We start from the raw sequence: 1,960 nt of genomic DNA, 5'->3' as shown, positions 1-1,960 counted from the left end.
CAGATCTGCACGGGCACCGCGGCGCTGGCCTGGATGTTCGCGGAGTGGATCTCTCACGGTAAGCCTTCGCTGCTCGGCATCGTGTCTGGTGCGGTCGCGGGTCTGGTCGGCATCACCCCGGCGGCCGGTACGGTCGGTCCGACTGGCGCGCTGGTCATCGGTATCGCCGCAGGCGTGTTGTGCTTCCTGGCCTCCACCAAGCTGAAGCGCACCCTCGGCTACGACGACTCGCTCGACGTGTTCGGCGTCCACTGCATCGGCGGTATCGTCGGTGCCATCCTGACCGGCATCTTCGCCTTCCCGAGCATGGGCGGTGTGTGGAGCCCGGCGGAAGGCGCCACCATCGCCAGCCAGATGTGGATCCAGACCAAGGGCGTGCTGTTCACGCTGGTTTACACCGGCATCGCAACGGTCATCATTCTCAAGATCGTCGACGCGATCATCGGTCTGCGTGTCTCCGCCGAGCAGGAAGAAGAGGGCCTGGACCTCTCGCTGCACGACGAGCGCGGCTACAACATCTAAGTGAGCAGGGCAGCCGGCGGCCTCGAGCCGCCGGCCCGGCATGGGTAGGAGAGCGGGCGCTACGGCGCCCGTTTTCTTTTGTGTCAGGCCCGGAGGCTCAGGCCATGGGCCCGCAACGTGATGTAGTCCTCAGTCTGGCCCCTTGACGGGGACTGTCTTAATCCCTGGCCGGGACTCGTCCTGCTAAACTGCCGCGGTTCTTTACATAGGACCGCGGCGTGAAACTGGTAATCGCCATCATCAAGCCCTTCAAAGTGGACGAGGTGCGTGAGGCGCTGTCGGAAGCCGGGGTAGCCGGCGTAACGGTGACGGAAGTCAAAGGCTTTGGCCGTCAGCGCGGGCACACTGAGCTGTATCGCGGTGCCGAATACGTCGTCGACTTCCTGCCCAAGTGCAAGATCGAAGTGGCCATCGACGACGACCGGGTGGAGCAGGTGCTGGAGACCATCGTGCAGGTCGCCAATACCGGCCGCATCGGCGACGGCAAGATCTTCGTCATCCCGCTGGGTCATGCGGTCCGGATCCGCACCGGCGAAACCGACGCTCGGGCAATTTGAGCCGGCGATTGATTACTGTGGAGACAGCCATGTTCAAACCCTTACTGTTGCTGACTCTGGCCGCGGCCTCGCTGGCTGCCGGCACGGCGGCCGCCGATGTCTACAAGTACACCGACGCCAAGGGCAACACGCAGTTCACCGACAAGCCGCCTTCATTGCCGGCGGAACGGCTCAACGTCAAATCTCAGCGTACCGACGCGGTCGCTGCGCAGGAGCGCTCGGAAGCCGCGGTCAAACGCGCAGCCGACAGCTCGGCGCGTAACAACGCCCCGGCCAACCAGCCCCCGGGTCAACCGCCACCCGCGTCGCCCGAAAAGACCGCGCAGGACAAGGCTGACGGTTGCACTAAGGCGCGCGAACGCTACGATGGCTACATGAAATCGCAGCGCTTGTATGAAACTGGCAAGGACGGCGAACGCCGTTATCTGAGCGACACCGAACTCGACGCCGCACGCGCCTCCGCGAAAGCCTCCATGGAAGTGATGTGCAAGTGACCCTGCGAGCTGGATTCGTTGGCCTGGGCGCCATGGGCCTGGGCATGTCTCGTAATCTCCATAAACACGGTCTGTTGAGCGCGGTGTGGAATCGCACCGCTGAGAAAGCAACGGCCATTGCCAGCGAAACCGGCTGTACGGCCGTCGCCAAGCCCGCAGACCTCATCGAACTGTGCGATGTGATCGTCACCTGCGTGTCCGCCGATGCGGATGTGCTCGCGGTAATTGACGACCTGCTGCCCGCGATCAAGCGCGACACCATCGTCATCGACTGTTCCACCATCAGTGCTGACACCGCGCGCACTGCCGCTCATCGATTGCGTGCGGCCGGCGCTTATTTTCTCGACGCTCCTGTGAGCGGCGGTACTGAAGGTGCGCGCGACGGCA

The 1,960-nt window shown here is 63.8% G+C and carries 4 protein-coding genes; all 4 read left to right on the top strand.

What is annotated here, in order from left to right:
* Positions 1–522 (top strand): ammonium transporter (locus JNL55_RS21580; protein WP_415923134.1); only part of this gene is annotated, 522 nt, incomplete at its 5' end.
* Between the two features lie 218 nt (positions 523–740).
* Positions 741–1,079: a P-II family nitrogen regulator gene (locus tag JNL55_RS21575; protein WP_293858700.1), complete on the top strand. Its 339-nt coding sequence runs from the start codon at positions 741–743 to the stop codon at positions 1,077–1,079.
* 29 nt (positions 1,080–1,108) lie between these two features.
* Positions 1,109–1,573, top strand: coding sequence for a DUF4124 domain-containing protein (locus JNL55_RS21570; RefSeq protein ID WP_293858697.1), 465 nt, complete (start codon positions 1,109–1,111; stop codon positions 1,571–1,573).
* Positions 1,570–1,960, top strand: a 391-nt coding sequence (locus JNL55_RS21565; protein WP_293858694.1) for an NAD(P)-dependent oxidoreductase, incomplete at its 3' end; no start/stop codon positions are given. The genes JNL55_RS21570 and JNL55_RS21565, both read left to right, overlap by 4 nt.

It is taken from the genome of Steroidobacter sp., assembly GCF_016790065.1.
Lineage (GTDB): Bacteria > Pseudomonadota > Gammaproteobacteria > Steroidobacterales > Steroidobacteraceae > Steroidobacter.
Note: the sequence above shows the minus strand (reverse complement) of the source record. Positions and strands in the feature narration are given on the sequence as shown.

Bases quoted from the DNA above. Each gene is read 5' to 3' on its own strand.
- JNL55_RS21570 (WP_293858697.1), top strand. From the start codon at position 1,109: ATGTTCAAACCCTTACTGTTGCTGACTCTGGCCGCGGCCTCGCTGGCT.